The sequence below is a fragment of the Aureimonas ureilytica DSM 18598 = NBRC 106430 genome (assembly GCF_000382705.1).
GTDB lineage: Bacteria > Pseudomonadota > Alphaproteobacteria > Rhizobiales > Rhizobiaceae > Aureimonas > Aureimonas ureilytica.
Map to the genome: position 1 here is coordinate 274,768 of NZ_ARQE01000003.1, position 22,572 is coordinate 297,339.

The 22,572-nt window shown below is 69.6% G+C and carries 19 protein-coding genes; 14 read left to right on the forward strand and 5 right to left on the reverse strand.

Features of this window, described 5'->3' with window-relative positions; translation table 11 throughout:
* Nucleotides 1-185 precede the first annotated feature (185 nt).
* Nucleotides 186-2,978, forward strand: coding sequence for a transglycosylase domain-containing protein (locus B146_RS25485; protein WP_019996004.1), 2,793 nt, complete (start codon nt 186-188; stop codon nt 2,976-2,978).
* Nucleotides 2,979-3,231: 253 nt separating this feature from the next.
* On the opposite strand, the gene B146_RS0108490 is transcribed toward B146_RS25485, so the two are convergent.
* Genes B146_RS0108490 through B146_RS27665 form a run of 3 tightly spaced genes read right to left on the reverse strand, consistent with a single transcriptional unit; the run spans nt 3,232 to nt 5,533 of the window.
* Nucleotides 3,232-4,272 carry a DUF3618 domain-containing protein gene (locus tag B146_RS0108490; RefSeq protein WP_019996005.1) on the reverse strand — a complete coding sequence of 347 codons (1,041 nt, stop codon included), beginning with the start codon at nt 4,270-4,272 and terminating at the stop codon, nt 3,232-3,234.
* Nucleotides 4,269-4,664: a phage holin family protein gene (locus tag B146_RS0108495; RefSeq protein WP_019996006.1), complete on the reverse strand. Its 396-nt coding sequence runs from the start codon at nt 4,662-4,664 to the stop codon at nt 4,269-4,271. The genes B146_RS0108490 and B146_RS0108495 overlap by 4 nt, the downstream gene beginning before the upstream one ends.
* Nucleotides 4,661-5,533: a hypothetical protein gene (locus tag B146_RS27665; protein WP_019996007.1), complete on the reverse strand. Its 873-nt coding sequence runs from the start codon at nt 5,531-5,533 to the stop codon at nt 4,661-4,663. Before B146_RS27665 ends, B146_RS0108495 begins: the two co-directional genes overlap by 4 nt.
* A gap of 433 nt (nt 5,534-5,966) precedes the next feature.
* On the opposite strand from B146_RS27665, the gene dnaK reads away from it, so the two are divergent.
* The 6 genes from dnaK to B146_RS0108530 all read left to right on the forward strand — a co-directional run bounded on the left by dnaK (nt 5,967) and on the right by B146_RS0108530 (nt 12,602).
* The gene (gene dnaK, locus B146_RS0108505) at nt 5,967-7,889 is read left to right on the forward strand and encodes a molecular chaperone DnaK (protein ID WP_019996008.1); all 1,923 of its coding nucleotides are present in this window, start codon (nt 5,967-5,969) and stop codon (nt 7,887-7,889) included.
* Between the two features lie 190 nt (nt 7,890-8,079).
* Nucleotides 8,080-9,168 carry an acyltransferase family protein gene (locus B146_RS0108510; protein ID WP_019996009.1) on the forward strand — a complete coding sequence of 363 codons (1,089 nt, stop codon included), beginning with the start codon at nt 8,080-8,082 and terminating at the stop codon, nt 9,166-9,168.
* A 203-nt stretch (nt 9,169-9,371) separates the two neighbouring features.
* Nucleotides 9,372-10,511, forward strand: a complete 1,140-nt coding sequence (gene dnaJ / locus B146_RS0108515; RefSeq protein ID WP_026358456.1) for a molecular chaperone DnaJ — start codon at nt 9,372-9,374, stop codon at nt 10,509-10,511.
* A gap of 227 nt (nt 10,512-10,738) precedes the next feature.
* Nucleotides 10,739-11,269 (forward strand): class I SAM-dependent methyltransferase, encoded by a 531-nt coding sequence (locus tag B146_RS25495; protein ID WP_244498182.1) that lies wholly within the window; start codon nt 10,739-10,741, stop codon nt 11,267-11,269.
* Between the two features lie 134 nt (nt 11,270-11,403).
* Nucleotides 11,404-12,036, forward strand: coding sequence for a class I SAM-dependent methyltransferase (locus tag B146_RS0108525; protein WP_019996012.1), 633 nt, complete (start codon nt 11,404-11,406; stop codon nt 12,034-12,036).
* The gene (locus tag B146_RS0108530) at nt 12,033-12,602 is read left to right on the forward strand and encodes an NADPH-dependent FMN reductase (RefSeq protein ID WP_019996013.1); all 570 of its coding nucleotides are present in this window, start codon (nt 12,033-12,035) and stop codon (nt 12,600-12,602) included. Before B146_RS0108525 ends, B146_RS0108530 begins: the two co-directional genes overlap by 4 nt.
* A 140-nt stretch (nt 12,603-12,742) precedes the next feature.
* Here the strand turns inward: B146_RS0108530 and B146_RS0108535 are convergent, their stop codons facing one another.
* A complete protein-coding gene (locus tag B146_RS0108535) occupies nt 12,743-13,501 on the reverse strand; it encodes an SDR family NAD(P)-dependent oxidoreductase (RefSeq protein WP_019996014.1) in 759 nt (252 codons plus the stop codon).
* A 200-nt stretch (nt 13,502-13,701) separates the two neighbouring features.
* Between B146_RS0108535 and B146_RS25500 the strand changes: the two genes are divergently transcribed.
* The 3 genes from B146_RS25500 to B146_RS0108550 all read left to right on the forward strand — a co-directional run bounded on the left by B146_RS25500 (nt 13,702) and on the right by B146_RS0108550 (nt 16,419).
* Nucleotides 13,702-14,919, forward strand: coding sequence for an ABC transporter substrate-binding protein (locus B146_RS25500; RefSeq protein WP_019996015.1), 1,218 nt, complete (start codon nt 13,702-13,704; stop codon nt 14,917-14,919).
* The gene (locus B146_RS0108545; RefSeq protein WP_244498181.1) at nt 14,916-15,605 is read left to right on the forward strand and encodes a DUF1345 domain-containing protein; all 690 of its coding nucleotides are present in this window, start codon (nt 14,916-14,918) and stop codon (nt 15,603-15,605) included. The genes B146_RS25500 and B146_RS0108545 overlap by 4 nt, the downstream gene beginning before the upstream one ends.
* A 250-nt stretch (nt 15,606-15,855) precedes the next feature.
* A complete protein-coding gene (locus tag B146_RS0108550; RefSeq protein ID WP_019996017.1) occupies nt 15,856-16,419 on the forward strand; it encodes a nucleotidyltransferase family protein in 564 nt (187 codons plus the stop codon).
* A 7-nt stretch (nt 16,420-16,426) separates the two neighbouring features.
* On the opposite strand, the gene B146_RS0108555 is transcribed toward B146_RS0108550, so the two are convergent.
* Nucleotides 16,427-16,840 carry a GFA family protein gene (locus B146_RS0108555; protein ID WP_019996018.1) on the reverse strand — a complete coding sequence of 138 codons (414 nt, stop codon included), beginning with the start codon at nt 16,838-16,840 and terminating at the stop codon, nt 16,427-16,429.
* Nucleotides 16,841-17,021: 181 nt separating this feature from the next.
* On the opposite strand from B146_RS0108555, the gene hrpB reads away from it, so the two are divergent.
* The 4 genes from hrpB to B146_RS0108575 all read left to right on the forward strand — a co-directional run bounded on the left by hrpB (nt 17,022) and on the right by B146_RS0108575 (nt 22,545).
* Nucleotides 17,022-19,484 carry an ATP-dependent helicase HrpB gene (gene hrpB, locus B146_RS0108560; protein ID WP_019996019.1) on the forward strand — a complete coding sequence of 821 codons (2,463 nt, stop codon included), beginning with the start codon at nt 17,022-17,024 and terminating at the stop codon, nt 19,482-19,484.
* 137 nt (nt 19,485-19,621) lie between these two features.
* On the forward strand, nt 19,622-21,028 hold the full coding sequence (locus B146_RS0108565; protein ID WP_019996020.1) for an ActS/PrrB/RegB family redox-sensitive histidine kinase: 1,407 nt from the start codon (nt 19,622-19,624) through the stop codon (nt 21,026-21,028).
* A gap of 48 nt (nt 21,029-21,076) precedes the next feature.
* Entirely contained in the window at nt 21,077-21,652 is a 576-nt protein-coding gene (locus B146_RS0108570; RefSeq protein ID WP_019996021.1) for an ActR/PrrA/RegA family redox response regulator transcription factor, read from the forward strand.
* 65 nt (nt 21,653-21,717) lie between these two features.
* Nucleotides 21,718-22,545, forward strand: coding sequence for a metallophosphoesterase family protein (locus B146_RS0108575; RefSeq protein ID WP_019996022.1), 828 nt, complete (start codon nt 21,718-21,720; stop codon nt 22,543-22,545).
* The last annotated feature ends 27 nt before the right edge of the window (nt 22,546-22,572 follow it).

Consider the following 22,572-nt stretch of genomic DNA (forward strand, 5'->3'; position numbering starts at 1 on the left):
AATCGCCGCATTTAGGCTGGACATGCGTTCGTCCAACGCGCCCGCCCTCGATTCCACGCCGAATGCCCTGCCGAGCCGAGGGTTCAGGCGGGGTTCAGGCGGTCCGTGCCATGTGAAGGTCGTCCGACCTCGCAGAGGGGCGAAGAGGGCCGCGGCGCGGCGGAATCGATACAAGAGGGGTGCGGATGGCGGCCTGGCGCAAGAACGAGCGGATCGAGCCGACCTTCGGCGGCGGCGACGCCGAACCGGACGAGAGCGAGATCCGCGTGTCCGCCGACGACCGTGCCGTGAGTGTCGCCAACGATCGCCGCTCCAACGCGCGGGGAAACCGCGACATCGACGGCCGCGCCGCGCGCCGCGAGCCCAACTCGCGCGACCTCGGCAGCGGCGGGCGCGGGGGCCGCGACGGTGGCGGTGGCGGCAATGGTTCGGGGCGCGGCGGCGGGACGGGCGGCTTCTTCGGCCGTCGGCCGCGCAAGCGCCGCTCCTTTCTCGGCCACATGGTGCGCCTCTGCTTCCTTCTCGCCTTCTGGGGCGGGCTCGCGGGCCTTGCCGTGGTCGGCTATTTCGCGATCAAGCTGCCGCAGGAAGCCTGGGCCATTCCGGCCCGGCCGCCCAACGTCAAGATCGTCTCGGTCTCGGGCGAGCTTCTGGCCGACCGGGGCACGACGGGCGGTGAGGCGGTCGCGCTCGACCGCATCAGCCCCTATGTGCCCCAGGCCGTGACGGCGATCGAGGACCGGCGCTTCTATTCGCATTACGGCGTCGATCCGATCGGCATCCTGCGCGCCTTCTCGCAGAACATGGCGGCGGGCGACACGGTGCAGGGCGGCTCGACGCTGACCCAGCAGCTCGCCAAGAACATCTTCCTGACGCCCGACCAGACGCTCCAGCGCAAGATCCAGGAAGCGATCCTGGCGCTCTGGCTGGAGCACAAGTTCACCAAGGACCAGATCCTGGAAATGTACCTGAACCGGGTCTATTTCGGCTCGGGCGCGACCGGCATCCAGGCCGCGGCGCGGCGCTATTTCGACAAGGATGCCGACCAGCTCAATCTGATCGAATCCGCCACGCTCGCCGGCCTTCTCAAGGCGCCCTCGCGCCTGTCGCCGGCGCGCGATCCACAGGCCGCGCGCGCCCGCGCCGAGGTCGTGCTCCAGTCCATGGTGGACGAGGGCATGATCACCAAGGCCGAGGCCGACGCCGCCAAGGCCTCCAAGCCGACCAAGGCCAAGAGCTACTGGACCGGCGCGCAGCATTACGCCGCCGACATGGTGATGCGCGACCTGCCGCTGCTCGTCGGCGGCGAGATCAAGGAAGACGTCGTGGTGCAGACCACGATCGACCTCAATCTGGAAAAGAAGGCCGAACAGGCCATCGCCAAGACGATCGACCGCGCCAACCAGAACGTCACGCAGGGCGCGCTCGTTTCGGTGGACGGCACGGGCGCCATTCGCGCCATCGTCGGCGGGCGCGACTATGCCAGCTCCCAGTTCAACCGCGCGGTGGACGCCAAGCGGCAGCCGGGTTCGGCCTTCAAGCCCTTCGTCTACGAGACCGCGCTGGAACACGGATTCCGGCCGGAGAGCATCGTCGACGACGGGCCGGTTCGCATCGGCAACTGGACGCCCTCCAACTACGACAACAAGTTTCGCGGCGAGGTCAGCGTGGCCGATGCCGTGGCGAAATCCCTGAACACGGTGGCCGCCAAGTTCACCAACGATCTCGGGCCGCAGACGGTGATCGCGACGGCCAAGCGCATGGGCATCCAGTCGCCGCTGGTGGACAATGCCACGCTCGGCCTCGGCACGTCGGAGGTCTCGCTTCTGGAACTGACCGGCGCCTACGCGCCCTTCGCCAATGGCGGCTATCTGGCGACGCCCCATCTCGTGAACCGCGTCACCACCGCGTCCGGCAAGGTGCTCTACGAGCGCGACGACGCGGTGCCGCCCGTCATCGTCGGGCCGGACGTCGTCGGAATGATGAACGCCATGCTGACGCGCGTCGTCACCTCGGGCACCGGCCGGCGCGCCGCCTTCCCCGGCTGGCAGATCGCCGGCAAGAGCGGCACGACGCAGGACTTCAAGGACGCCTGGTTCGTCGGCTACACGTCGAACCTCACCACCGGCGTCTGGCTCGGCAACGACAATGGCAAGCCGATGCGGCAGGTGACGGGCGGCTCGCTGCCGGCCGACGCCTGGAAGGACTTCATGGTCGCCGCGCACGAGGGCCTGCCCGCCGTACCGCTGCCGGGCCATTACCGGATCGGCGATCCCGCCAACATTCCGGTGGCGGGCGCGCAGCAGAACGGCGCGATCATCGGCTATGACGCGGGCGGCAACCCCGTCTACGAGAACACCGAACTGCCGGCCGGCAACACCGACCCTTATGGGCAGACCGTGCCGGGCGAGCCCGTGGCCGGCGCGCCGCAGGGCCAGCCCGCGCCGGGACCGGGGCCGGAGGGCACCTATTCCGACGCGCCCGTCGCCGCGCGCGAGCCGACGCCCGCCGTTCGCGACATGCCGCGCTACCGCGAAACGCCGAACTATCGCGAGGCTCCCGCGGATCGGCGGCAGCCTTCGGACGGCGGCCAGGGCCTCGGCGGCGAGGATCGCGGCTATGCCAGCCGCCAGCCGCCCATGGTCGTGCAGCCCGACCCCTATGGCCGCGACCGCTACGAGGAAGCGCCGCAGGGGCTCGACCCCTATGACGACGCCGAGCCCTTGGACCCCTATGGCGACGATCGCTATGGCGGCGCGCCGCCCGAATATGGCGAGCCGGCCCATATGCGCCCGCCCGCGCCGATCGGCCCGCCGCGCACCGTGCGGCGCGGCGACCTGCCGCCGGATGCGGTGCTGGAAGGCCCGGCCCGCGTGGTGCGCCCGCAGGACCTGCCGCCGGACGCCGTTCTGGAAGGGCCGGCCCCCGGCGGGCGCGCGGGCGACCGCTCCCTGTTCCGCGATCTCTTCGGCAATTGAGACGCCGCGAGAGGCAAGAGCCTGTTTGACAACCCGACCGGGTCGGCCCGGCGGGTCCTTTTCGCCCCTGCTTCGTTGCTAATCCTCGCCGATGCCGCCGGCATCGACTGCGTTTAGCGCCTTGCAGGGACGAAAATTCCCTCGCCGGCCCTCCGCCGGCGAGTTGTCAAACAGGCTCTGAGACGTCGAACGAGAAAGGCCGGGGCATCGCTGCCCCGGCCTTTCTCTTTGGTCAGCTCTGTCTGCGGAGCGGTCAGGCGCCGTAGGACGAGGTCCGGGTCGTGTCGCCCTTCGATGCGTCGCCCTTGGTGCCGTCGCCCTTCAGCTCGTCGCGGGCGGCGTCCGCCGCCGCATGCGCGACGGAGGAGACCTTGCCGGCCAGCGTCTCGCCCTCGTTGCCCGACGGCTTCAGGCCCTTGTTCTCGGCTTCCGCGCTGCCGGCCTCGTAGGCCTTGGCGGCGGCGTCGCTCGCCTTTTCGGCAAGGCCGCGACCCTGGTCGAGCGCCTCGTCGCGCAGACGATCGCGCGTTTCGCCCATCAGCTCGTCCTCGACGCGGGTCGAGGGCAGCGCCGCGCCGATCGCCGCGCCGACGGCGAGCGCCACGGCACCGAGAATCAGCGGCTCTTCCTGCAGCGTGTCGAGGAAGGAGCGCTGGGCGCGCCGGCCGTAGTCGCTCACACGCTCGCCGGCATGGGAGACGCTGCGATAGCCCGCTTCGCCGGCCCGGTAGGCGGCATCGCGCGCGTCATGGGTGAGGCGGTTGGCGCTGTCGGCGACCGAGGAGGCCGTATCCGACACCGCACTCGCCGCACCCGACAAGGCGCCCGACACGCGCCCGGCCGCGTCCGACGCGGAGGAGCCGACGCTGGACGCCGCCGAGCCGACGCTGTGGCCGGCGCCGGAGACGGCCGAGCGGGCCCGCGAGCCGTAGCTTTCGCCCGACATGCCCTGGCGCTCGTCGGCTTCGCTGAGGGCGTAGCCGACGCGATGGCGGTCGCCATCATCGAGGGAGCCCGAATAGGAGCGGGACGAAGCGGAGGAGCCGCGCGCGCCCTGCCCGAGCAGGAGCCAGGCGGCGCCTGCGCCGATCAGGCCGAGCGCCAGCGGATTGTCGCGCACCTGCCGGTTGAGATTGTGGAGCATCTCGCCGCCCTGCCCCTGGCGGGCATAGGTCATCAGCTCGTCCACCATCTGGCCGGGCGAAAGCTTGCCCTTGAGACTATCCAGCGTGGCGTCGAGATTGGAGCGGCGTTCTTCGGCCTCGCGGGCCAGACGGTCGGTCTCGGTGCTCATCGGGTCTGCTCCTTGGCGAGTTGGCCGTCCTTTTGAAGCTGGTCCAGCGTGCGCTTGGGCGCGAGGTTGACCGCCTCCATGCTCTTCTTGCCCGCGCCCAGAAGCACGACGCCGACCACGGCGACGATGACGCCGACGAGAAGCGCGGCCCAGGCCGGGTCCATGAACTTGGCGAGCGCCGTCACCAGCGCGCCGGCCAGCACGATGAGCGACACGAGAAGGCAGATCGCGCCCGCCACCAGCGAGCCGCCGGCGAGCTGGATCTGCGCGAACTTGTCCGAGAGCTCGGCCCGGATGAGCCGGCCCTCGGTGCGGAACAGCTCCGTCGCCTCGCGCAGGATGTCGGAGAGAAGATCGGGAACGCTGCGGGAATCGCGCGGCTCGACGCTCATCGCTTGTCTCCTTCGCTATAGGGGCGGCCGGTCAGGCCCTGTGTGTTCGTGGAACCGGACACGCCGGGCGTGCCGACGGACGGCGTCGTGGTGGTGGAGGGCGTCGTCGTGGTGGTGGACGAAGCGCCCGTGCCGGCCCGCGTGCCGCCGGACAGGAGGCCCGCATCCGGCGCGCCGGCGCCGAGCGGATCGGCCGAACGCGGCGGCGTCGCGGAGGGCGACGTCGAGGACGGGTAAGACGAGCCGGAGGACGCAGCCGGCATTCCGGTGCGCACGTCCTCGCGCTCCCGCGAGGTGAACTCGCGCGAACCGTAGGAACCGGCGCCCGCGCGATGATCGCGCTCATGCGACGAGCCGTGGCTGCTGCTCGGCATCACCTCGCGCAGGCGCGCGCCGTCGGAATGATCGCTCGACGCGCGGGCGAAGCGGCCGATCGCGACGCCGGCGAGCGCCGCGCCGATCAGGAAGGCGGTCGGCTGGCGACGTGCGAAGTCGGCGACCGAATGGGTCATTTCCCTGAGGTCCCGCCCCTTCAGGGCCCCGGACGCCTGTTCGAGGCCTTCGGCGGCCTGACGCACGAGGCCGGCGGCCATGGACTGGTCGCGCTCGCCGAGTTCGTCGGATGCCTTGCGGATCGCTGCGGTGAAATCGTCGAGGCTGCTGGCGGCCCGCGCCTTGCCCTCTTCCGCGCCCTCGCGAACCTTGCTCTTGGCGTCGTCCATCAGCCTGGACGCGCCGTCGCGCAGATTGTCGGAGGCCTTGGACGCCTCGGCCTTGGCGGCGTCCGCCTCGCGGCCGACGGTCTCGTTCAGCGTCCGACGGTCTTCGTTCAGGCGCCCTGCGCCGGTTTGGTCATAAGTCGATGACATGGATACGCCCTCCTATCGCAGACCGAGAAACGACAGGATCGCCAAGACGACCACGATGAGGCCGATCAGGTAGATGATGTTGTGCATGGGTCCTCGTTCCCTTCCGCGTTCGCTCCCGCTGCGGCAATGCGTCCCGCAGCCTTCGTGAGGAGCCAACCGAGCGGACTCGGAGGCAGTTCCTAAAGGTGCTCGACGGAGGATGGCTTTTCCCATAGCCGGCTAAGTAAGCAGGCGCGCGATCGAAAGGGCTTTGCGCCCGGCGACGCACCCAAACGGCGTCTTGCACGCTTCGAAACCCATTCATATATAGCCTCCAGCCTCGCCGGGCGGGTTCATCCCCACCCCTCGGCGACACGACGAATCCGCTAGGTGCCGCCTTTCGGAATGCCTCGAACGGGGGTCCGGGCTGCACGCTCAACAAGGAGAAAAGAACATGGCGAAGGTGATCGGTATCGACCTTGGCACGACCAACAGCTGCGTCTCCGTGATGGACGGCAAGACCGCGAAGGTGATCGAGAACGCCGAAGGCGCGCGCACGACACCCTCGATCGTCGCCTTCACGAGCGATGGCGAGCGTCTGGTCGGCCAGCCGGCCAAGCGCCAGGCGGTCACGAATCCCGAGAACACCCTCTTCGCGGTGAAGCGCCTGATCGGCCGTCGCTACGACGATCCGACCGTGGCCAAGGACAAGGGCCTCGTCCCCTACAAGATCGTCAACGCCTCCAACGGCGACGCCTGGGTCGAGGCGCATGGCGAGAAATATTCGCCGAGCCAGGTCTCGGCCATGATCCTTCAGAAGATGAAGGAAACCGCGGAAGCCTATCTCGGCGAGAAGGTCGAGAAGGCCGTCATCACGGTTCCCGCCTATTTCAACGACGCCCAGCGTCAGGCGACCAAGGACGCCGGCCGCATCGCCGGTCTCGACGTCCTGCGCATCATCAACGAGCCGACGGCGGCCGCCCTCGCCTACGGCCTCGAGAAGAACGACGGCAAGACGATCGCGGTCTATGACCTTGGCGGCGGCACGTTCGACGTGTCCGTGCTCGAGATCGGCGACGGCGTGTTCGAGGTGAAGTCCACCAACGGCGACACGTTCCTTGGCGGCGAAGACTTCGACATGCGCCTCGTCGACTACCTCGCGGCCGAGTTCAAGAAGGACCAGGGCATCGACCTGAAGAACGACAAGCTCGCTCTTCAGCGCCTGAAGGAAGCGGCCGAAAAGGCCAAGATCGAGCTTTCGTCGGCTTCGCAGACCGAGATCAACCTGCCCTTCATCACGGCGGACGCGACCGGCCCGAAGCACCTGACCTTGAAGCTGACGCGCTCGAAGTTCGAGGCGCTGGTGGATGACCTCGTGCAGCGCACGGTCGGCCCGATGAAGGCCGCCCTCAAGGATGCCGGCCTCAGCCAGGGCGATATCGACGAGGTCGTTCTCGTCGGCGGCATGACGCGCATGCCCAAGGTCCAGGAAGTCGTGAAGGCCTTCTTCGGCAAGGAGCCGCACAAGGGCGTCAACCCGGACGAAGTCGTCGCCATGGGCGCGGCGATCCAGGCCGGCGTTCTCCAGGGCGACGTGAAGGACGTTCTCCTTCTCGACGTGACCCCGCTTTCGCTCGGCATCGAGACGCTGGGCGGCGTGTTCACGCGCCTCATCGACCGCAACACGACGATCCCGACCAAGAAGAGCCAGGTCTTCTCGACCGCCGAGGACGGCCAGAACGCCGTGACCATCCAGGTCTACCAGGGCGAGCGCGAGATGGCGGCCGACAACAAGTCGCTCGGCCGCTTCAACCTCGAGGGCATTCCGCCGGCCCCGCGCGGCGTGCCGCAGATCGAAGTGACCTTCGACATCGACGCCAACGGCATCGTCAACGTGTCGGCCAAGGACAAGGGCACCAACAAGGAGCAGCGGATCACGATCCAGGCTTCGGGCGGTCTGTCGGATTCCGACATCGAGAAGATGGTCAAGGAAGCCGAGGCCAACGCCGACGCCGACAAGAAGCGCCGCGCCGCCGTCGAGGCCAAGAACCATGGCGAGAGCCTCGTTCACTCGGCCGAGAAGTCCCTCAAGGACTACGGCGACAAGGTCTCGGCCGCTGATCGTCAGGCCATCGAGGACGCGATCGCCGAACTGCGCGCCGAGCTCGACAAGTCGGACGCCGATGCCGACGCGATCAAGGCCAAGAGCGAGAAGCTCGGCGAGGTCTCGATGAAGCTCGGCCAGGCCATGTACGAGGCGAGCCAGGGCGAAGCCGACGCGACCGGCGCGCCGACGGGCGCCAAGGACGAGCGCGATGACGTCGTGGACGCCGACTTCGAGGAAGTGCAGGACGACGGCCGCAAGAAGTCGGCCTGATCCCTCTTCCCTCCCCGCATGAGAACGGCCCCGATCCTCACGGATCGGGGCCGTTTGGCGTTTCCGGCCGCCGTCACCGGCGCCTTAAGGTTAATGAAGGGTAAATCGAGGAGAGGCGTGTCGGCTTCCCCAAGCTGCCTTATAAAGAGCGGACACACAGCATTCGGGTCCGTCCGGAAGAAGCGCGCCGATGTATTTTCGCATTTTCGATTGCTGGCGCTTCGCCGCAGCCATTCTGGTGATGCTCTACCATTTCCTGTATTTCGCGCCGGGTGCGGCCGCCTACACGGAAACGGGCTTCCTGCATCGCCTCCTGCCGCTTCTCGACATGTTCTTCATGATGTCGGGCTTCGTCATCATGGGCCGCTATCACGACCGGGTCGCCAGCCTGTCCGACTATGCGGGCTTCCTGCGCCGGCGCATCGCGCGGCTGTATCCGCTGCATCTCGTCACGCTCGGCTTCTTCGTCTGCGTCGCGCTGATCGGCTCGGCCGGGTTCGTGTCGCTGACCGATACCCCGCGCTGGAACTATGCCGATCTTCCGCTTCAGCTTCTGGGCATCCACGCCTGGGGCACGACGGACGCGCTGTCCTTCAATTACCCGTCCTGGTCGGTCAGCGCGGAAATCTTCTGCTATCTCCTGTTTCCGCTCGTGCCCTTCCTGGTGCGCCGGACCGGGGCGAGCGGGCTCGCGCTCGTGCTTCTTCTTTATGTCGCGCTTCTCGAAGTCCTCAGCCTGAAGGGCGTCTTCCCGAGCGGCCACTGGACCGGGGCCGACACGATGGGCGCCTATCGCGCGCTGGCCGACTTCCTGGCCGGGAGCCTCGCCGCGCTTCTCGTTTCGCGCCGCGTCCTCGACGTCACCTCGCATGCTCCGGGCCTTCTCGCGCTCGGCCTCGCCGTCGGCGCGATGCTCGCCGAGATCGACGTCCACGCGACGCTCGTTCTCCTCTTCGCCGCGATCGTGCTCGTCGGCCTGTCGGAAAGCGCCCGGCCGCATTCCACCCGCTTTCTCGACCCGATCATGCCGGTGATGCGCCTGTCCTTCGCCATCTATCTCCTGCATCCGGTGATGGAGACGCTGTTCCTGTCGCTCGTCTGGAAGCGCGTCGTCGCGCCGACCGGCTGGGTCCCGTTCCACGCCTTTCTCGCCGTTCCCATGCTGGCGAGCGTCCTTCTGGCCTATGTCTGGCAGTATCGGCTGGAAGGGTGGCTGGCCGGGTTTCTCGCGGGCGGGCGGCGCAGGCAAGGGTCGAACGGGCGGCTCGCCAAGGCCTGACGCCTGAGCGACACGACGGCGGGAGGGACGCTCCCCGCGCGAGTTCCCTTTCTCGGATCGCGCGGCTATGGTAACGCCCTTGCCCAGTGCTTACATGCGGAGCGCGCACAGGCTGCGCGCGCCGGGATCGGCTTGCCCTTTTCTCCTCCGACAGGGCCGGACGTCCCGCCCCCTTTCGATGCGAGAACGGTGAAGCAGTGTCCGTGAAGGTCGACTATTACGAAACGCTGGGCGTCGCGAAAACCTGCGACGACAAGACCCTGAAGGCGGCGTTCCGCAAGCTCGCCATGCAATATCACCCGGACAAGAATCCCGGCGATGCGGTGGCCGAGGCGAAGTTCAAGGAAATCGGCGAAGCCTACGAGGTTCTGAAAGACCCGCAGAAGCGCTCCGCCTACGATCGCTACGGCCACTCCGCCTTCCAGAACGGGGGTGGCGGCGGCGGGTTCCGCGGCGACTTCTCCTCCTCCATGGCCGATATTTTCGACGACATTTTCGGCGAGATGATGGGCGGGCGCGGCCAAGGCCGCCGCCAGGGCGGCTCGAGCGGGCGCGAGCGCGGCTCGGACCTGCGCTACAACATGGAGATTTCGCTGGAAGAGGCCTATCTCGGCAAGACCGCCGAGATCAGCGTGCCCACCACGATCCAGTGCGATGTCTGCAACGGTTCGGGCGCCAAGGCCGGCACCGCGCCGCGCGCCTGCCCGACCTGCGGCGGCGTCGGCCGGGTGCGCGCGGCGCAGGGCTTCTTCTCCATCGAGCGCACCTGCCCGACCTGTCAGGGCCGGGGCGAGATCATCGCCGACCCCTGCGGCAAGTGCGGCGGCGAAGGCCGTCTGCCCGAAGAGCGCAACCTTTCGGTCAACATCCCGGCCGGCATCGAGGACGGCACGCGCATTCGCCTCGCCGGCGAGGGCGAAGCGGGCCTGCGCGGCGGCCCGGCGGGCGACCTCTACATCTTCCTGTCGGTGAAGCCGCACGAGTTCTTCCAGCGCGACGGGGCGGACCTCTTCTGCAAGGTGCCGATCTCCATGACGACGGCCGCGCTCGGCGGCTCCTTCGAGGTGACGACGCTCGACGGCGCCAAGACGCGCGTCAAGGTTCCCGAAGGCACGCAGTTCGGCAAGCAGTTCCGCGTCAAGGGCAAGGGCATGCCGGTCCTGCGCTCGACGCAGATGGGTGATCTCTTCATCCAGATCTCGATCGAGACCCCGCAGAGCCTGTCGCGCCGCCAGCGCGAGCTGCTACAGGAATTCGAGGAAATCTCCTCGTCCGAGAATTCGCCGCAATCCACCGGCTTCTTTTCGCGTATGAAGGAATTCTTCGAGGGCCTCAGCGACTGAGCCACCCTCCCCGCGCTTCGAGCGCGGCTCCTCGAGATGCGCGTCCGGCGGATCCGGCCGACGCGCCTTCTCTTCGCACCGGACCGTCAGGCCCGGCGCAGGCAGGCAGGCCGGATCGCAGCCGTCGAGGAGATCAGAGCCTGTCCGTCGCCCCCGCTTCCAAAACCGCCGCCTCCGAGGCCCGTTTCCTGCGCGAATGGCTGCGCCGTCCCTTGAAGGTCGGGGCCGTGTCCCCCTCCTCTCGCGCGCTGGCCGAACGCATGGCCGCCCGAGTGCCGCTGCCGGGCGAGGATGGCGTGGTGGTGGAACTCGGCCCCGGCACGGGCGTCGTCACCCGCGCGCTCCTGGCGCGCGGCATCGAGCCGGACCGCCTCGCTTGTCTCGAATACGCGCCGGAATTCTGCGCGCTCCTGAAGGCGCTGTTTCCCGCCGTCCATGTCATCCGGGGCGATGCCTATCGGCCGGGCGAGGATCTCGACCGCTGGCTGGACGGGCGCCCGCTCGCCGCCGTCGTGTCCAGCCTGCCGCTGATGGCGCGGCCCGAGGAGGAACGCGCCGGCGCGCTGAAGGCCTGGCTCGACCGCCTGCCGGTCGGCGCGCCCTTCGTGCAGTTCACCTATTCCCCCGCCCTGCCCGTGCGGCCCGAGCGGATCGACGCGCAGGTCGAGACGAGCCCCTGGGTGAAGCTCAACATTCCGCCCGCGCGCGTCGTCACCTATCGGCGCGGCTGTCCGGCGCTCGCCGGCATCATCGGCTGACGACTCGCGCCGCCCGCTCCGCCGTCGCATGACGCAGTCTTAAAATTTCATTGTTTCGCATTTGCGTCATCAAGCTTGTTTCATTCCGACGATATGACAGGTTCGACAAAGCGACTGGAATCGGAGGACGCGCGATGGAACACCATAGGAACGCCGAGACGATCAGCCGGAACGAGCGGGGAGCGGACCTCGCCCGCTTCTTCGGAACCTGGATTCGCCATCCGATCAAGATGGGCGCCGTGGCGCCCTCCTCGCCGCGCTACTGCGCCACGATGGTCGGCGCCTCCACCACGCGGATCGACGGCCCGATCCTCGAACTCGGCCCCGGCCTCGGCGTCGTGACCCGCGCGCTCTTGAATGCCGGCGTCGCGCCCGAGCGCATCACCTCGATCGAATACGACCGGGAATTCGCGCAAACGCTGCGCGAGCGCTTTCCGCGCGTCAACGTGATCCAGGGCGACGGGTTCGACCTCGACGCCACGCTCGGCGACGGCGGGGCGACGAAATTCGCCGCGATCCTCTTCGCCATCCCGATCGTCCACATGGAGCAGGCCGAGCGTCAGGCGCTCTTCTCCAGTTATTTCCGTCGCCTCCTGCCGGGCGGCAACCTGACCCAGCTCTCCTATCTCTGGAAACCCCCGGTCAAGGCCGTGGCGGGCGTCTTCGACGTCTCCTCCACGCCGATCGTCTGGGACAACATCCCTCCGGCCCGCGTCTGGATCTATTCGCAGACGCAGCCGACCCATCTGGCAGGCGCTGTTCATTGATCCCACGCCTTCTCGTCCTGTCCGGCTCGCCCCGCCCCGACGTGCCCGAATCGCGCCTCGCGGCGGAAGCGACGCGCCTTCTGGCGGCGACCGAGGTGTCGCTGACCTCGGCGAGCCTGGCGGACTATCCGCTGCCCCTGTTCGACGGGGCGGCGGACGCCTTGCCGCAGAATGCCTGGCTCCTGGCGCAGCGCCTCGCGCTGCAGGACGGGCTGCTTCTCGTGACGGGCGAGCACAATGGCGGCATGCCGGCGGCGCTGAAGAACGCGATCGACTGGATCGCCCATGCCGCCGCGCGCGAGAACCGGCCGCTTTCGCCCTTCCGCCGCCTCGTCGTGGCGCTGGCCTCGGCATGCCCAAGCGGCGGGCGCCAGTCGCTGGCGCAGCTGCGCGCCGTCTTCGCGCATCTCGGCGCCGAGGCCATGACGGCGGAATTCCACCTGAACGAGGCCGGGGGTGGCATCGGGCCGGACGGCGCGCTCGCCCGCCCGGAGGATCAGGAACGCCTGAGCGACTTCCTCGACCGGGCGCTCGACCATGTGGGCGCGCTCTCCCGTCAGGTCTGACCGATCAGACCGGCAGGTGTGACCGATCAGACCGGCAGGTGTGACCGATCAGTCCGTCAGGACTGATCCACCAGTCCGTCAGGACGGATCCGCCAGTTCGTCAGGTCTGACCGGCACGGCCTTGCCGGCCGAAATCCGCCTCAGACGTGCTGGCCGCCATTGATGTGGATTTCCGCGCCGTTCACGTAGGACGCCTGTTCCGAGCACAGGAAATAGATGATGTCGGCGACCTCCGAGGTCTTGCCGAGCCGGCGCATCGGGATCTGCTCCACGATCTTCTCCGTGCCGGGCGACAGGATCGCCGTGTCGATCTCGCCGGGCGCGATGGCGTTGACGCGCACGCCGTCCGGCCCGAAATCGGCGGCCATCTCGCGCGTCAGCGAGGCGAGCGCGGCCTTGGACGTGGCATAGGCCGTGCCCGCGAAAGGATGGACGCGGCTGCCGACGATCGAGGTGACGTTGACGATCGAGCCCTTGGCGGTGGCGAGCTCCGCCCGAAGGCCGCGCGCCAGCATGATCGGGGCGAAGAAATTCACCTGGAACACGTCGCGCCAGACATTCATCGGCGTCTGGATGGAATCGAGGCGCGAGCCCTTGTCGCCCTTGGGCGAGATCGCGGCATTGTTGACCAGCGCCTGAAGCCGGCCGCCGTTCTTCTGGAGCCGCTGGCGGATTTCCGAGACGGCGAAGCCGACATCCTCCGGATTGGCGAGATCGACCTTGATGTGGTCCTCCGGCCCCGCCGGCCAGGGGCAGTCGGCGGCGAAATCCTGCCGCGAGCAGGTAATGACGCGCCATCCCTCTCGCGAGAAGCGCTTCACGGTGGCGTGGCCGATGCCGCGCGAGGCTCCGGTCAGGACGATCGTCTTGCGCGAATCGGCGGGCGCGACTTCGGACACGGGAAAACCTCATGGGATAGAAGGATGCCCGCTGGGGCAGCGGGCCGCGCGCCGGTTGATTTCGCGCGGCGCTGCTCCTCCTTTATCGCAAGGCCGCGCGGAAGGGAAAAGACTTCCCGCCCCGGCCGGCTTCGCTCCGGCCTGTCCCCGAGGCGCGGAGGGCAGAGGCGTCGGTCGGGGTCGAGGAAGGTTGCGTCGCCATGGTCCAGGGCTTGCGGTCCGTTTGTCTCGCGCTCGCGCTTCTCGGCTCCACCGCGCTGGCGGGCGCAGCGCCCCTGCCCGACCCGGCGGACTGGCCGGCCGTGGAAAAGGCCGCGCGCGGCCAGAGCGTGCGCCTCGCCATGCCCGGCGCGCCCGGCCCCGCCGTCGCCTATCTGCAATGGGCGTTGGGGGAGCTCACGCGGCTTTATGGCGTCACGCTCGACATTTCCACCGATCCGGCGACGCTCACGGCGCTGCAATCGGACGATGCGGGCGGCACGGCCGCCGCCGCGACGCCCGATCTCGTCTGGATCGAGGGTGATGTCTTTCCCGCGCTGAAAGCTGCCGGACGCCTGTCCACGCCCTTCGCGGACCGGCTGCCGAACTGGCGCTTCGTGGATCTGGAGCGCCATCCGAGCGTCCTCGTGGACGCGGGCGAACCCACCGATTTCCGCCTCGCGCCGCTCGGCCTCCAGAAGCTGACGCTCTTTGCCGACACCGCCCGCGCGGGCCCGGCGGATGCGCTGCCGCGCTCGGTGGAGGCGCTTCTGACTTGGGCCGAGGCGCATCGCGGTCGCTTCGTCCTGCCCGCGCCCGGCACGCTCGCTGCAAGACGCTTTCTGGAACAGATGCTGTTCGACACGGCGGAGGACCCGTCCGCGCTGCTGCGCCCGGTGGAGGAGAGCGATTTTATGGAGGCGACCGCGCCGCTCTGGCGCGCCATGGAGCGGCTGCGCGCGGCAAGCTGGCACGAAGGACGCTCCTTCGCCTGGAGCGAGACCGAGGCGCTGGAACTCCTGGCGCGCGGCGAGGTGGACATGGCGGCGGGGCTCGACCCGCTGGCCGCCGCTAGCGCGATCCGGCAAGGGCGCCTCGCCACCACCGTCCGCCCCGTCCTCTTCGACGGCGGCATGATCGGCGGCGCGCATTTCCTCGCCATCCCCGCCGAGGCGCCCTCGCCGGCCGGAGCGCTGGTCGTGGCGAATTTCCTCCTGTCGCCGGAGGCCCAGCGCCGCAAGGCCGAGCTGACGGGCTGGGCCGATCCGAGCGTCCTGGCCCTGAAGACGCTGCCCCCCACACTCGCCGACGCCTTCCGCGCCGAGGCGCGCGACCCGGCCGTGCCGAGCGGGCGGGCGCTCGACCTGACCATCGCCGAACCCAGCCCCGGCTGGGGCGACAAGCTGACCGAGGAATGGGCGCGGCGATCGCAGCCGTGAGCGCGCCGCAGGTCGCCCCCGGCCGCACGCGCCGGTCCTGGCACCGTGTCTGGCGGATGCTGCGCAGCCGGCCGCGTCTTCTCGGCTCGGTTCTGGCGATGGTGCTCGTCTTCGCCCTCGCCCCGCGTTCGCTCGCGTGGTCGACGCGCGCCCTGATCGGTTGGGACAGCGGCGTCCTCCTTTATCTCGGCGTCTGCTGGCGGATGATGGCGCGGGCCGATCTCGGCCGCCTGCGGGCGCGCGCCCACCGGCAGGACGAGGGCCGAAGCGTCGTGCTCGTCGTCACCAGCCTCTGCATCGCGGCGAGCTTCGCCGCCATCGCCGCCGAGTTGCACGGGCTCGGCGACCACGCGGCGTCCAACCCGCTGCGCCTGTGTCTGGCCGGCGTCACCGTGCTTCTGTCCTGGGTGGTGACGCAGGTCGTCATGGCGCTGCATTACGCCGGCGAGTTCTATTCCGATCCGAAGGCCGAAGGCGGTCTCGCCTTTCCGGGCGGGGAGCACGAGCCGAACTATCTCGACTTTCTCTATTTCAGCTTCACCATGGGCGCGGCGGCGCAGACCTCCGACGTCGCCGTCACCTCGCGCGGCATGCGCCGGCTCGTGCTCGCGCACACGATCCTCGCCTTCCTGTTCAACACCACGATCCTGGCGCTGGCGGTGAATGTCGGGGCGAGCGTGATCTGACCCGATCCGCTGGGCTCCGATTCCATCAGGGGCGACGCAGCGTTGTCATGTGCTTCGGCTAGGGAGGCTGTCCCGGATGCGCCGAGAGCCTGTTTGGAAATCGGCGGCGGAGGGCCGTCGAGGGATTTTTCGACGTCGCGAGGCGCCAAACGCAGTCGATGCTAGGTCAGCATCGGCGAGGATTGGCAACGAAGCGTCGGCGAAAAAGCACCGACGGAACGACCCGACCGAGTTTTCAAACAGGCTCTCAATGACGACCATGACCGACGCCGAGTTCCTTGCCATCGCGCGCTCCAACCCCGTCAATCGCGAGCTGGAGCGCCGTCTGGCCGCGCTCGGCCTGCCCGAAGGCCATCTCGTGGCGGGCTGCCTTTTCCAGGCGATCTGGAACCAGCGCTCCGGCCGCCCGGCGGACTGGGGGGTCAAGGATTACGACGTGTTCTATTTCGACGCCGCCGACACGTCCTGGGAGGCGGAGGATCGCGTCATCGCCCAAGTGGCCGAGGCGACGGCCGATCTCGGCGTCGAGGTCGAGCTGCGCAATCAGGCGCGCGTGCATCTCTGGTACGAGAAGCGCTTCGGCGCGCCCTATCCGCAGCTCCACTCGGCGCACGACGGGATCGACCGCTATCTCGTCACCTGCACCTGTGTCGGGATCGAACTGGCGAGCGGCGCGCTCTATGCGCCGAACGGGCTCCATGATCTGGCAGAGGGGCGCCTTGCCTCCAATCCGTTGAACCCGCTCACCGAGCGCTTCACCGAGAAGGCCGAGAGCTACCGCGCCCGCTGGCCCTGGCTGACCGTGGTCGCCTGAGCCGCCCCTACCCGGCGCCGGGCGGTTCGTCGCTCTCGAACCGGCCCGCGCTCTCGCGATCCCGCTCGTAATGCCGGCTCAGGGGAAAGGGCGGAAGCCAGCCCTCGCGGCGGATGATCCAAAGCTCGTAGGTCGGCTGAAACCGATCCGGCGCATCCAGCGAGCCGAGATGGATCTCGATCTCGTCGCCGCTGCGCCCGAAGACCGAGGACCCGCAGCGCGCGCAGAAGCACCGCCCGTTATAGGCGCGCGGCTCGCCCCGGATCGTCACCGCCTCGGCCGGGAATATCGCCGAGGCGTGAAACAGCGCGCCGTGATGTTTGCGGCAGTCGAGGCAATGGCAGACGCCGACGCGATAGGGCGCGCCGCTCGCCACGAACCGGATATCGCCGCAAAGGCAGCCGCCCGAAACCTCCTCCATGCCCTCGCCTCCTCGCGCCTGACCGGATGGAGCCGCAAAGCTCCGACAGATCATACGAAGGGAGACGCCGGGCGGGCGTCAAGCCGCGCGCCGGGCCGGCGGGAGACGCACAGGCCTTGCCCCACGCGAGAGACGCGCCGGCGGCTGGACTTGCGCGCCGCGCCCCGCCACAAGGCCGGGCATGACCGCGCTGCCCCAGCTTCCCGTTTCGCTCGTTCTGCCTGACGTCACCGAGGCGCTCGCCGCGCATGGCGCGGCCGTGCTCGTCGCGCCGCCGGGCGCCGGCAAGACGACGCTGACGCCGCTGCATCTCCTCGGCACCCTGCCCGAGGGGCGCATTCTCCTGGTGGAACCCCGGCGCATCGCCGCGCGCGCAGCGGCGAGCCGCATGGCCTCGCTACTGGGCGAAGAGGTGGGCGAGCGGGTCGGCTGGCGGATGCGGCTCGACACCCGCGTCTCCGCCCGCACGCGGATCGAGGTCGTCACCGAAGGCGTGCTGACGCGGCTGGTGATCGGCGACCCCGAGCTTTCGGGCGTCGCCGCCATTCTCTTCGATGAATTCCACGAACGCTCGCTCGATGCCGATTTCGGTCTGGCGCTGGCGCTCGACGTGCAAGGGGCGCTGCGGCCCGACCTGAAGATCCTCGTCATGTCCGCGACGCTGGACGGCGCGCGCGTCGCCGGCCTTCTCAGCGATGCGCCGGTGATCCGCTCGGAAGGGCGCGCCTTTCCGGTGGAGATCCGCTACCGCGACCGCCCGGCGGGCGAGCCGGTGGAGGAGGCGAGCGCCCGCGCCGTGCTCGACGAACTCGGCTCTGGTTCGGGCTCGATCCTCGTCTTCCTGCCCGGCCAGCGCGAGATCGAGCGCACGCTGGAGCGGCTGACCGGGCGGGTGCCCGCCGACGTCCTCCTCGCTCCCCTTTTCGGCGCGCTCGAGGCCGGCGCGCAGGACCTCGCCATCCGGCCCGCGCCCGCCGGGCGGCGCAAGGTCGTGCTCGCCACCACGATCGCCGAAACCTCGATCACGATCGACGGCGTGACCGTGGTGATCGACAGCGGCCTGAAGCGCCAGCCCTTGTTCGAGCCGGCGACCGGCCTGTCGCGGCTGGAAACCGTGCGCGTGTCCAAGGCTTCGGCCGAGCAGCGCGCCGGCCGCGCCGGGCGAACCGCGCCGGGCGTCGCGATCCGGCTCTGGCGCGCGGTGGAAACGGCGGCGCTCGAACCGTTCGACCGGCCGGAAATTCTCTCCACCGACCTGTCGAGCCTCCTTTTGGACACGCTGAGCTGGGGGGTGAGCGACCCCGCGAGCCTGCCCTTCCTCGACCCGCCGCCCGCGCCCGCCGTCGCCGAAGCGCGGCTGCTTCTGGAAGAACTCGGCGCGGTGGACGAGGGCGGCCGGCTGACACCGGCGGGCGAGACCCTGCGCCTTCTGCCGCTTGGGCCCCGTCTGGCGCGCATGGTGGCGGGCGCGGCGGCGGGCGAAACGCGGCGGCTCGCCGCGCGCATCGCCGTGCTCCTCAGCGAGCACGGGCTGGGCGGCACGGACACCGATCTCACCGAGCGCCTGCGCCGCTGGGCGACCGAGCGCAGCCCGCGCGCCAAGGGCGCGAACGATCTCGCCGCGCGCATCGCCCGAAGCGCCCAGACGCCGGGCGAGATCGAGACCGACGAGCCCGGCGCGCTTCTGGCGCTCGCCTATCCCGACCGGATCGCCATCGCGCGCGGCGGCCGGGGGCAGTTCGTCCTGACCAACGGGCGCGGCGGCGCGCTGGAGGAAACCCATGCGCTGGCGCGCGAGCCCGCGCTCGTGGTGGCCGATCTCGGCGGCCTCGCGCAGCCGAACGCGCCCGGCCGCGTCGGGCGCATCCGGGCCGCCGCGCCCCTGTCGCGCGAAGCGCTGGAACGGCTGATGGCCGAGCGCATCCGCGAGGAGGACGTCGTCGTCTTCGATCCCGGCTCGCGCTCGGTCCGGGCGCGGCGGGTGCGCCGGCTCGGCCGTGCCACCTTGAGCGAGGCGACGCTGCCGCTGCCCGCCGACGGGCGCGTGACCGCGGCGCTCCTTGCGGGCCTGCGCCGCCTCGGGGCCGGCGCCCTGCCCTTCGGCAAGGAGGGCGCGCGGCTGCTGCAGCGGCTGCGCTTCCTGGCACAGGCCGACAACACATGGCCCTCCTTCGGCGACGACGCGCTGCTGGAAGACCTCGAAGACTGGCTCGGCCCCTTCCTGCCGGGCGTCGCCTCGCTCGACGCGATCGAGCCGGGAATGCTGAGCGAGGGGCTTCTGTCGCGCCTGCCGCCCGGCGAGGTGCGGCGGCTCGACACCCTGGCGCCGACCCATTTCACCGCCCCCACCGGCGCCTCGCATCCGATCCGCTACGAGCCGGACGGGCCGGTTCTCGCCATCCGCGTGCAGGAATTGTTCGGCCTCACCGCGCATCCGCGCGTCGCGGGTGGGCGCTGGCCGCTGACGCTGGAGCTTCTGTCGCCCGCGCATCGGCCGATCCAGATCACGCGCGACCTGCCGGGCTTCTGGGCCGGCTCCTGGGCCGACGTGCGCGCCGACCTGCGCGGGCGCTATCCGCGCCATCCCTGGCCGGAAGACCCGGCCAGCGCGGCGCCCACCAACCGCGCCAAGCCGCGCGGCTAGGCCTTTCAAGACGCCGGAGAGCGCCGGACCCGGCGGATCGGAGCGCGCGACCGAAAACCGCGCCGATCCGTCGCCCTGTTCCAGGGGCTTGTTCCGTCCTAATTCGCTAGGACACGTGAACGAAGGCTCCCCCGACGATGATGAAGCTGCCCGGCCCGTCCGATTTCGACGCTCCGGCCTGGCCGCCCCAGAACCTGCGCGAAAGCCAGCGCATGCGCGTCGCCACGCTGACGCGGCTTCGCTGGCTGTCGGTCGGCGGTCAGCTGGCGGCCTGCGTCTTCGTGGCCTGGGGCCTGTGGTATCCCTATCCGGTGGTCGCGTGTTTGGCGCTGATCGCGGTTTCGGCGCTTCTCAACATCGCCATCGGCTTCCGCTTTCTGCGCACCGACCGGCTTCCCGTGCGCCAGGTCACGGCGATCCTGACCTTCGACATTCTCCAGCCGAGCGGGCTCCTGTTCCTGACCGGCGGCATCCAGAACCCGTTCGCGATCTTCCTGATCGTGCCCGCCATGATCGCGGCGGCGACGCAGCCCGCCGCCGTGACGGTCGGGCTCGGCATTCTCGCGGTTCTGGCCGCGACCTTCCTGGCTTTCTTCCACTATCCCGTGCCCTGGCCGATCGACACGCCCTTCAACCTGCCCTTTCCCTATATGGGCGGCATGTGGTTCGCGCTGGTGACGACCATGGTCTTCGCCACCTTCTACATCTACCGCGTGGCCGCCGAAGCGCGGACCCTGTCCAACGCCCTGACCGCGACGGAAATGGTGCTCCAGCGCGAGAACCATTTGACGGCGCTGGACGGGCTCGCCGCCGCCGCCGCGCACGAGCTCGGCACGCCGCTCGCCACGATCGCCCTCGTCGCCAAGGAAATGGGCCGCAGCACCGCGTCCGATCACCCGATGCGCGAGGATATCGACCTCCTGATCACCCAGACCGAGCGCTGCCGCTCGATCCTGCGGCAATTGTCCAGCCTGTCCTCCTCCTCGGAAGAGCACATGGCGCATCTTCCGCTCCTGTCGCTGGTGGAGGAGGTGATCGCCCCGCATCGCGACTTCGGCGTGGAAATCCGCGTTACCGGCGGCGGGCGCGACGGTGCCGAGCCGGTCCTGCGCCGCAATCCCGGCATTCTCTACGGGCTCGGCAATATCGTGGAAAACGCGGTGGATTTCGCCGACGCGCTGGTGGAGGTGCATGTCGCCTGGACCGGCGAGAGCGTGCGGATCGAGGTGCGCGACGACGGCGCGGGCTTTTCGCCCGATGTCCTGTCGCGCATCGGCGACCCCTATGTGTCGCCGCGCGAAGGCGGCCCGCGCCAGTTCGGCGGCAGTCTCGGGCTCGGCGTCTTCATCGCCAAGACCCTGCTGGAGCGCTCGGGCGCGCAGATCGTGTTCGGCAACCGGCCGGAAGGGGAAGCACACGGCGCGATGGTAGGGATCGCATGGCCGCGCGCCGCGTTGGACATTCGCGGCGGTGATCGGGCCTACGCCGCCGAACCCCACAGGTTTTTCACTGAAGAACCAGTCTTTGGTGAGCCACGACTTTGATTTCGATCCAATGGCCCCCCATATCTTCTCGCACAAGGGATATGAGCCATGTTGACGCAAGACACGCAGACCTCCCCGCTTCCTCCGATCGATATCGGGGGCGATAACTCCATTCTCCTCGTGGACGACGACAAGCCGTTCGTTTCGCGCCTCGCGCGTGCCTTCGAACAGCGCGGCTTCGACGTGCGCACCGCCGAAAGCGTGGCGGACGGGACGAGCGCCATCCGCGCCGTGCCCCCCGCCTTCGCCGTGGTGGACATGCGGCTCGGCAGCGGCAACGGTCTCGACGTGATCGAGGCCCTGCGCCGCGCCCGGCCCGACGCGCGCGTCGTGGTTCTCACCGGCTACGGCAATATCGCGACGGCCGTGAACGCCGTGAAGCTCGGCGCGATCGATTATCTCGCCAAGCCCGCCGATGCCGACGAAGTGATCGCCGCCCTGATGCGCGACCCCGGCACCAAGGCCGAGCCGCCGGAAAACCCGATGTCGGCCGATCGCATCCGCTGGGAGCACATCCAGCGCGTTTACGAGCTGTGCGACCGCAACGTCTCGGAAACGGCGCGCCGCCTGTCCATGCACCGGCGCACGCTTCAGCGCATCCTCGCCAAGCGCGCCCCGCGCTGAGCGGGGGCGCCTTCGGCACGCCCGCCCCGCTGGAGGGCGGGTCCGTGAACCGGACGGCCTGACCCATGTCCGTGACGCGCCGCTGGTTCGGCGCTCTGCAGAGAGCCTTCGGAGCGAAGCCGGCTCCGCGCGGCAAGCCCGCGCGCGGCGAGCCCGGCCGCCCGCCCTTGCCGCGCCTTGCTCTGACGCATGAGCCGGACACGACCTATGCGATCGGCGACGTCCACGGATGTCTCGACCAGCTCCGCGCGTTGGAAGCGCGCATCCTCGATGACGCGCGCGGCCGGCCCGGCTCGAAGCTCATCGTCATGCTCGGCGATTATGTCGATCGCGGTCCGGACAGCGCCGGCGTTCTGGCGCATCTCGCCGCGCCGCCGCCCGAGGGCTTTCGCCGCGTTTGCCTGCGCGGCAATCATGACGACGTGCTGCTGCGGCTTCTAGAGGGCCGGGTCGATCCGCGATGGTGGCTCGGCTTCGGCGGCGCGCAGACGCTTCTGTCCTACGGCCTCGACCCCGCGCCCCTCGGGAACGACCGCCGCGTCCTCGCCGCGCTCGTGCGCCGGTTGGCGGCCGAGATGCCGCGCGCGCATCGGCGCTTCCTGGCCGCGTGTCCCGTCGCGCTCATAACGCCACGCCACCTCTTCTGCCATGCCGGCGCGCGGCCGGGCGTGGCCCTGGAGGCGCAGAGCGACGAGGACCTTCTATGGTTGCGCGGCCCGTTTCTGGAGCACCGGGGCGCCTCCTTCGAGCGGACGATCGTGCATGGCCACACGCCCGCCCCGACGCCCTTCGTCTCGCCCTACCGGATTGGCTTGGACACCAATGCCTGCCGAGGCGGCCGGCTCAGCGCCGCGCGGCTCGCGGGCGGCGAGGTGACGATCCTTCAGGCGTGAGGCCCTCGCGGACCTCCCCCTGCCCGG

What these genes read in the sequence shown, in the direction of transcription:
- B146_RS25485 (WP_019996004.1), top strand. Translation starts at nt 186, where the DNA reads ATGGCGGCCTGGCGCAAGAACGAGCGGATCGAGCCGACCTTCGGCGGC.
- B146_RS0108490 (WP_019996005.1), bottom strand. Translation starts at nt 4,272, where the DNA reads ATGAGCACCGAGACCGACCGTCTGGCCCGCGAGGCCGAAGAACGCCGC.
- B146_RS0108495 (WP_019996006.1), bottom strand. Translation starts at nt 4,664, where the DNA reads ATGAGCGTCGAGCCGCGCGATTCCCGCAGCGTTCCCGATCTTCTCTCC.
- B146_RS27665 (WP_019996007.1), bottom strand. Translation starts at nt 5,533, where the DNA reads ATGTCATCGACTTATGACCAAACCGGCGCAGGGCGCCTGAACGAAGAC.
- dnaK (WP_019996008.1), top strand. Translation starts at nt 5,967, where the DNA reads ATGGCGAAGGTGATCGGTATCGACCTTGGCACGACCAACAGCTGCGTC.
- B146_RS0108510 (WP_019996009.1), top strand. Translation starts at nt 8,080, where the DNA reads ATGTATTTTCGCATTTTCGATTGCTGGCGCTTCGCCGCAGCCATTCTG.
- B146_RS0108525 (WP_019996012.1), top strand. Translation starts at nt 11,404, where the DNA reads ATGGAACACCATAGGAACGCCGAGACGATCAGCCGGAACGAGCGGGGA.
- B146_RS25500 (WP_019996015.1), top strand. Translation starts at nt 13,702, where the DNA reads ATGGTCCAGGGCTTGCGGTCCGTTTGTCTCGCGCTCGCGCTTCTCGGC.
- B146_RS0108550 (WP_019996017.1), top strand. Translation starts at nt 15,856, where the DNA reads ATGACGACCATGACCGACGCCGAGTTCCTTGCCATCGCGCGCTCCAAC.
- B146_RS0108555 (WP_019996018.1), bottom strand. Translation starts at nt 16,840, where the DNA reads ATGGAGGAGGTTTCGGGCGGCTGCCTTTGCGGCGATATCCGGTTCGTG.
- hrpB (WP_019996019.1), top strand. Translation starts at nt 17,022, where the DNA reads ATGACCGCGCTGCCCCAGCTTCCCGTTTCGCTCGTTCTGCCTGACGTC.
- B146_RS0108565 (WP_019996020.1), top strand. Translation starts at nt 19,622, where the DNA reads ATGATGAAGCTGCCCGGCCCGTCCGATTTCGACGCTCCGGCCTGGCCG.
- B146_RS0108570 (WP_019996021.1), top strand. Translation starts at nt 21,077, where the DNA reads ATGTTGACGCAAGACACGCAGACCTCCCCGCTTCCTCCGATCGATATC.
- B146_RS0108575 (WP_019996022.1), top strand. Translation starts at nt 21,718, where the DNA reads ATGTCCGTGACGCGCCGCTGGTTCGGCGCTCTGCAGAGAGCCTTCGGA.